The sequence below is a fragment of the Butyricimonas sp. RTP31003st1_G1_RTP31003_210430 genome (genome assembly GCF_040920905.1).
GTDB lineage: Bacteria > Bacteroidota > Bacteroidia > Bacteroidales > Marinifilaceae > Butyricimonas > Butyricimonas paravirosa.
Genome location: NZ_JBCOSQ010000062.1, coordinates 24,306 through 31,768, shown reverse-complemented (window position 1 = coordinate 31,768; position 7,463 = coordinate 24,306). Strand labels below are relative to the sequence as shown.

Sequence of the window (7,463 nt, the reverse complement as noted above, 5' to 3'; positions counted from 1 at the left end):
CCTTATGGGGGTGCAAAAACCAATCATCACAAGATAAACACACTCACTCCGCAACGGAAACTCACGCAGGACATGACCATGAAGGACATGACCATAGCCACGAAGGACACGATCATGAACACGAGGGACATGATCACGAACATGAGGGACACGATCATGAACATGAAACCGGGGAGGAACATGCCGGTCACAGTCACGAAAGTGAAGAAACAAAACACAGTGACGAGATCATTTTCCCGAAAGCACAAGCAGCAAAAACCACTTTCGAAGTACGGGAAATTCAACCCGCCTCTTTTAATCAAGTAGTTAAAACAACAGGACAAGTGCTTGCCGCTCCCGGTGATGAGGCTGTTATCGTCGCTACCAGTAATGGCGTCGTTTCTTTCTCTTCCAACAAACTAACGGAAGGAACAAAGGTTCAAAAAGGGCAATCCCTATTCCAGATTTCTTCAAAGGACATTGCGGAAGGAGATTATTACACGAAAGTAAAAGCAACTTACGAGGCAGCTAAAGCCAGCTATGACCGTGCCGAGGCTCTTGTAAAGGACAAAATCATATCTCAAAAAGAATTCGAAAGTACCAAACTGGAATTCGAGAACGCAAAAACAGCTTATGACGCCGTATCCAATAACAAAACGGCAAAGGGAGTCAGTGTAAACGCCCCGATTAACGGACACATGAAAAACATTCTTGTAAAAGAAGGAGAATACATCACGGTTGGACAACCGTTAGCAACGGTTTCTCAAAACCAACGCCTAGTCCTCCGGGCCGAAGTATCCCAAAGATACTACAATGCCATGCAATCCGTAAAGAGCGCTAATTTCAAGACTCCGTACGATAATAAAGTTTACTCCTTGGAAGACTTGAACGGACGCTTGCTTTCTTTCGGAAAAACTTCCAACGAGAATTCATTCTTTATCCCCGTATCTTTCGAATTTGACAATAAAGGCGAAGTGATCCCGGGATCCTTCGTAGAAGTATATCTTATTTCAGCCCCAATTGAAAACACGTTATCCATCCCTGTATCCGCGTTAACCAACGAAATGGGAATCCACTACGTGTACGTGCAAATTGACGAGGAAGGCTACCGCAAACAAGAAGTGGCATTGGGTGCCAATAATGGCAAAGAGGTACAGATCATCAAAGGCCTGCACCCCGGAGACCGTGTCGTAACCAAAGGAGCCTATCAAGTCAAAATGGCCTCTGCATCCGGAGCAATTCCTCACGGACATAGCCATGAACACTGATAAACTAAAAGTTAGAAGATAAAAACTAAAAGTTGAAATCTAAAATTAATCGCGGATGCTGAATAAGATTATACAATATTCATTACATAACCGGCTGGTGGTAATGATCGCGTCGATAGCTTTGCTCCTATGGGGGTCCTACACGGCGCATAAAATGGAAGTGGATGTATTCCCGGATTTGAACGCGCCCACGGTGGTAGTTATGACCGAGGCGCAAGGAATGGCTCCCGAAGAGGTGGAGCGTATGGTAACCTTCCCGATCGAAACGGCTGTCAATGGAGCCACGGACGTGAAAAGTGTACGTTCATCCTCTACAACCGGATTCTCGGTAGTTTGGGTACAATTTGATTGGGGTACCAATATTTACACGGCCCGTCAGATCGTGTCTGAAAAACTATCCACGTTGGGAGATGTTTTACCGAGTAACGTGGGACAACCCACCCTTGGACCGCAATCTTCCATCTTGGGAGAAATGATGATTTTCGGGTTAACTGCCGATAGCACTTCTTTACAGGATTTACGGACGATTGCCGACTGGACAATCCGGCCCCGTTTGTTATCCACAGGTGGAGTTGCACAGGTAGCCGTGATCGGTGGTGACATCAAGGAATACCAGATTCTTCTTGATCCCGCACGGATGAAACATTACGGGATCAGCATGGATGAAGTATTGACCGTCGTGGATAACATGAATCAGAACTCCACGGGAGGTATTCTATACGAATATGGTAACGAGTACATCGTGCAAGGTCTTTTGGCAACAAATGACGTGGAAGAAATCGGTAAAGGTGTGGTAAAAACCGTGAACAACGTTCCGGTTCTATTATCAGACATCGCAACCGTACAAATCGGACCGAAAGAACCGAAGCTGGGTCTTGCCTCCGAAAGAGCAAAACCTGCCGTGCTGGTAACCATCACGAAACAACCGAACACGAACACGCTAGAACTAACCGATAAACTGGATCAGGCCATCGTGGACCTGCAAAAGACATTACCGTCTGACGTGAAAATCTCTTCCGACATATTCCGTCAATCCCGCTTTATCGAAAGTTCTATTTCTAACATACAGCAAGCACTATTCGAAGGAGCTATTTTCGTAGTTGTCGTGCTTTTCTTCTTCCTAATGAACGTGCGTACCACGATTATTTCGCTAGTTGCCCTTCCCCTATCCTTGCTGGTTGCCATTCTAACCCTTCACGGGCTTGGCCTGACGATCAACACGATGAGTTTAGGAGGACTTGCCATTGCCATCGGCTCACTCGTGGATGACGCCATTGTCGACGTGGAGAACGTGTACAAACGACTGCGGGAAAATCAATTAAAGCCCGCGGAAGAAAGACTTTCCTCGTTGAAAGTCGTGTTCGAGGCGTCCCGCGAAGTACGTATGCCGATTCTGAACTCGACACTGATTATCGTGGCTTGTTTCTTACCCTTATTTTTCCTTTCCGGAATGGAAGGACGTATGTTGATCCCGCTAGGTATCGCATTTATCGTGGCCTTGTTCGCCTCAACCGTGGTGGCATTAACCTTGACCCCGGTACTATGTAGCTATATGCTAACGACTAAAAGAGCATTGAAACAAAACGAAAAAGAACCTTTTGTATCCCGTACCTTAAAAGTATGGTATAAAAAAGCATTGGAATGGGCTCTTTGCTATAAAAAAATAGTTATCGGAACCAGTGCCGTCCTGTTAATCTTCACGATTGTCATCATGACCGGATTGGGACGTAGTTTCCTGCCCCCGTTCAACGAAGGATCACTCACGATTAACATCAGTACCATGCCGGGAGTTTCCTTGGAAGAATCTGATAATATGGGACGTATGGCAGAAGAGATTCTTCTGGACATTCCGGAAATACAAACCGTGGCCCGCAAAACCGGACGTGCAGAATTGGATGAACACGCCCTTGGAGTAAACGTTTCTGAAATGGAAGCTCCTTTCGAACTGGATAAACGTTCCCGGGATGAATTCTTGGCTGACGTACGTCAACGGCTGGGAGAACTAAAGGGAGTGAACATCGAAATCGGTCAGCCGATCTCTCATCGTATTGATGCCATGCTTTCCGGTACAAAAGCGAATATCGCCATCAAGCTATTCGGAAACGACTTGAATAAACTATATAACATCGGTGGACAAATCAAAGAGGCCATTCAAGGAATTGACGGTATTGCCGACTTGACACTGGAACAACAAATCGAACGTCCCCAATTGCAGATCAAACCCAAACGGGATATGCTCGCTAAATACGGTATCCCTCTGCCTGAATTCTCGGAATTCATTAACGTGGCTCTTTCCGGTAAAGTCGTGTCACAAGTGTACGAAGGCGGTAAAGTGTTCGACCTCACCGTAAAAGTACATGATGATGACAAGGCTAACATGGAACAGATCGGTAATTTGATGATTGACGCCAACGGGCAGAAAGTTCCACTTCACTACGTGGCTGAAATCCTTCCCTTGGTAGGTCCGAACACCATCAGCCGGGAAAACGTGCAACGGAAAATCGTTGTTTCCGCCAATGTCGCCGGACGTGACTTGAACGGTGTAGTAAAAGACATCCAAAAAACAGTCGGGGAACAAATTACCCTGCCGGAAGGTTACCACGTGGAATACGGCGGACAATTCGAAAGCGAACAAGCGGCATCCCGCACGTTGTTCCTAACCTCGGTAATATCCATATTATTGATCTTCTTATTATTGTTCAACGAGTTCCATAGTATGCCTCTATCCGGCATCATCATGTTGAACTTACCGTTGGCAATTATCGGAGGAGTACTAAGCATCTGGTTTACATCGGGAATCATCAGTATTCCGGCCATCATCGGGTTTATCTCCCTGTTCGGAATCGCTACCCGAAACGGTATATTACTCGTGTCTCACTACAATCACCTGCGCTCGGAAGGTATGTCCTTGCATGATAGCGTTATTCACGGTTCACTTGACCGGTTGAACCCGATCTTGATGACAGCCTTGACTTCCGCTTTAGCCTTGATTCCGTTAGCCGTAGGCGGTGACCTTCCGGGTAATGAAATCCAAAGCCCCATGGCTCAGGTAATTCTAGGCGGATTATTAAGCTCTACTTTATTAAACGGTTTTGTCGTTCCGATCATGTACCTGTTACTTAATCACAAACAGAAAGAGATCGAGAATCTGGAAATGTAACCTTTTGAAAATAAAGAAATGAAAACATATAAATTGTACATACTCGGATGGATGCTTTTGGGAACTCTCACCACGAGAGCCCAAAACAGCATCGATCAAGTGCTGAAAAGCATTGAAACCAACAACAAGTCATTGCAAGCCAACACGAAAATGACCGATGCTCAAAAGTTGGAGGCCCAAACCGGGAAGTTCCTTGCCAACCCCTCGGTGGAATGGGAACAGATGTGGGGTAACCGCAACAATCCCGGTTCGGAGTACACGTTGACGGTAAAACAATCGCTGGATTTCCCAACAACCTACTCCAACAAAAACAAACTGGCAAACTTAAAAGCAAACACGATCGGATTCCAATCCGCTGCCTATCGCCAACAATTACTTTTAAATGCCAAACAGACTTGTATAGAGATCATCTACTTGCGGAAACAAAAGAGCCTCTTGGACGAGCGGTTAGCTAATGCAGAAACCATGTTCGCTCTCTACAAAAAGCGGTTTGAATCCGGTGATGCGAACCAATTGGAATTAAATAAAATCCAGTTGGAATTGTTGAATGCCCAAAATCAAAGCCGCTTGAACAAAGCTGCCTTAACCGCTGCCGAAGAGCAACTTCGCAATTTAAACGGAGGAAAACCGATCACGTTTGACGCAACGGACTACCCGGCGGGAGAAGAACTCATCAATTTTGACCAATTACAAGCCGCCTTCATGGAGGCTGACCCGAATTTGAAAAGCCTTACCGGAGATCAAGAGATTGCCAACCGGGAAGTGAAATTAAGTCGTTCCCTTACCTTGCCGAAATTCGATGTCGGGTACAAACGTAATGCGGCCTCGGACCACGTGGCTTCTAATGGATTTATGGTAGGAGTATCTATCCCCCTGTTCGAGAACAAGAACACGGTGAAAAAAGCGAAAGCACAAGCTGAATTTGCCACGGCCTCATTGGAAGACAATCGCTTGAATTTGAAAACGAATCTTCAACAGCTTTACCAACAAGCCGAGGCATTACAGATTTCCCGTGCCGATTATGCCAAAGTATTGGAACAACAACGTAATATCGAATTACTCAACAAAGCCCTGAATGCCGGACAACTCTCCGTGATTGATTATTTCACGGAACTCACGACAATCTATGATAGTCACCAAAGCTATCTGGACGTGGAGAAAGAGTATCACAACATATTAGCTCAATTGTATCAATACAAGCTATAAAAATTACGGGGCTGTCCAAAAAGTCATTTGTATATCAAAAACTCCTCCGTCACTTCGTGCCACCTCCTCTATAAACAGAGGAGGAGCTGGTGACTCTTCCCGAAGACAGGAAGTATTTCAGCTCTCCCTCTGTTTATAGAGGGAGTACCCCGAAGGGGGGAGGGAGTTTGAAAAATGACTTTTGGGACAACCCCGTTCTTACTGATCTAATCAAACAATTGAGAACAAAAATCTTTCAACTTTTCACCTCTCAAACCTTTTCCTATAATCTTTCCATCCGGGTCAATCACCCAAATGGCAGGAATTCCGACTATACCGTACAACTCGTACACGTGTTTTTTATTCTTACCTCGTAAGATTCCTTGATTCCACACCATACCGTCATCTTCTATTGCTTTCCGCCATGCCTGTTCATCCTTATCCGACGACACAGACAAAACATCCAATCCCTTTTCATGAAGTTTTTGATAAATTTCCTTCACGTGAACCGATTCGGCACGACATGGCATACACCAAGACGCCCAAAAATCCAGAATAACATATTTTCCCCGCAGGTCGGCCAAAGATACGGTATCACCCTCCAAAGTTATAGCGGTAAAAACAGGAGCCATACTTCCCGGAGCCACCCGAGTCAATGTCTCTGCCCGATTCTTCATATCAAGATAATAACGATTACCAGCAAGTTGTTGATCGAATTTCTTTAAAACCGAATAAATCTCGTCAGCATCCATGTTCAAATACCTCTTCCAGTAACTATACAAGGTTGCTAAAGAATTTCCATCTCCAGCCAACTTATCTTGAAAACGAAGTAATTCTTCCTCGTATTCTTGCATAATCACTTTCCGTCTTGCTATCTGTTCTTCCTCGCTCGCCTCTCTCATATCAGGAGCAAACATGGCATTCTCTCTCTTTTCCGATAATAACTTCGTAAACCGTTGATAACTCTGCCACTCATCATTTCCCCGAGTACCCGATGCCCGGGAGAAGAAAAGAGAATCCACGTGACCACGCACCTGTACATTTCCTTTCTCTGCGAAGAAAAGAGCCCTTCCCGGCAGATTACCAAATTGTAATTCATACGCTTCCCCGTAATATTCTCCCGGCAAATCAAACTGGAACCGTCCCCCCTGCATAGTTACATTCATCACCGTATCATACTGAAACCCGGTGACCTGACGTAAAACCGCGATCTCTACATCATTCTTTATTCCCTCTATACGCCCCTGTACGTGACAAACATCTTTAGATGTACAGGCACATACACAAATCACCAACCATAACCCTAATAATCCCTTCATACGCTTATTTATTTATACATGAATAACTTCTCTGGTGTATTCTCCTTCTTCGACAAAGTTGCCAGCACATCCGTACGGCTAGGCAGGATAACTACAACTGTCCCCTTATCCACGAATTTAGACAATTTCACCAAATCATCATTTTTCAATCGGATACATCCATGAGTCTCCCGCCCGGGAACCGTTGCAGGATCATGCGTACCATGAATTCCAATACCTTTAAATCCCGGAGTACTCAACCGGATAAACAGAGGCCCGTAAGCCCCTTTCACCGGTCCTTTCCCGAAGTCATACGTCCAATGTGCCGCAGATTCCTTACTCACAACTTTAAAAACACCTTCCGGTGTCCGGTTATCCCCTGCTTTCACTTTCTGTCCGAAATTCATCCCGCAAGCGATAGGAAATTTTAATAACTCCTTCCCGTCATTATCATAAACGGTCATCTTCATCTCTTCCTTAGAGACAATAATGTAAGCGGCCTTTTGCGCAAAGGCCGTTGACGTGATCATGAGAAACGATAAACACGCCAGAATATATTTTAATTTCATGTGA

General features: G+C 45.1%; 5 protein-coding genes. 3 read left to right on the top strand and 2 right to left on the bottom strand.

Features of this window, described 5'->3' with window-relative positions; genetic code table 11:
* The 3 genes from AB5542_RS16620 to AB5542_RS16610 all read left to right on the top strand — a co-directional run.
* Positions 1-1,247, top strand: a 1,247-nt coding sequence (locus tag AB5542_RS16620; RefSeq protein WP_368243228.1) for an efflux RND transporter periplasmic adaptor subunit, incomplete at its 5' end; no start/stop codon positions are given.
* 55 nt (positions 1,248-1,302) lie between these two features.
* Entirely contained in the window at positions 1,303-4,407 is a 3,105-nt protein-coding gene (locus AB5542_RS16615) for an efflux RND transporter permease subunit (RefSeq protein WP_279037138.1), read from the top strand.
* 18 nt (positions 4,408-4,425) lie between these two features.
* Positions 4,426-5,613 carry a TolC family protein gene (locus tag AB5542_RS16610; RefSeq protein WP_279037136.1) on the top strand — a complete coding sequence of 396 codons (1,188 nt, stop codon included), beginning with the start codon at positions 4,426-4,428 and terminating at the stop codon, positions 5,611-5,613.
* Positions 5,614-5,819: 206 nt separating this feature from the next.
* On the opposite strand, the gene AB5542_RS16605 is transcribed toward AB5542_RS16610, so the two are convergent.
* Entirely contained in the window at positions 5,820-6,911 is a 1,092-nt protein-coding gene (locus AB5542_RS16605) for a TlpA disulfide reductase family protein (RefSeq protein WP_279037133.1), read from the bottom strand.
* Between the two features lie 8 nt (positions 6,912-6,919).
* Positions 6,920-7,459 carry a L,D-transpeptidase gene (locus AB5542_RS16600; protein WP_229128273.1) on the bottom strand — a complete coding sequence of 180 codons (540 nt, stop codon included), beginning with the start codon at positions 7,457-7,459 and terminating at the stop codon, positions 6,920-6,922.
* Positions 7,460-7,463 lie beyond the last annotated feature (4 nt).

Bases quoted from the DNA above. Each gene is read 5' to 3' on its own strand.
- AB5542_RS16615 (WP_279037138.1), top strand. From the start codon at position 1,303: ATGCTGAATAAGATTATACAATATTCATTACATAACCGGCTGGTGGTA.
- AB5542_RS16610 (WP_279037136.1), top strand. From the start codon at position 4,426: ATGAAAACATATAAATTGTACATACTCGGATGGATGCTTTTGGGAACT.
- AB5542_RS16605 (WP_279037133.1), bottom strand. From the start codon at position 6,911: ATGAAGGGATTATTAGGGTTATGGTTGGTGATTTGTGTATGTGCCTGT.
- AB5542_RS16600 (WP_229128273.1), bottom strand. From the start codon at position 7,459: ATGAAATTAAAATATATTCTGGCGTGTTTATCGTTTCTCATGATCACG.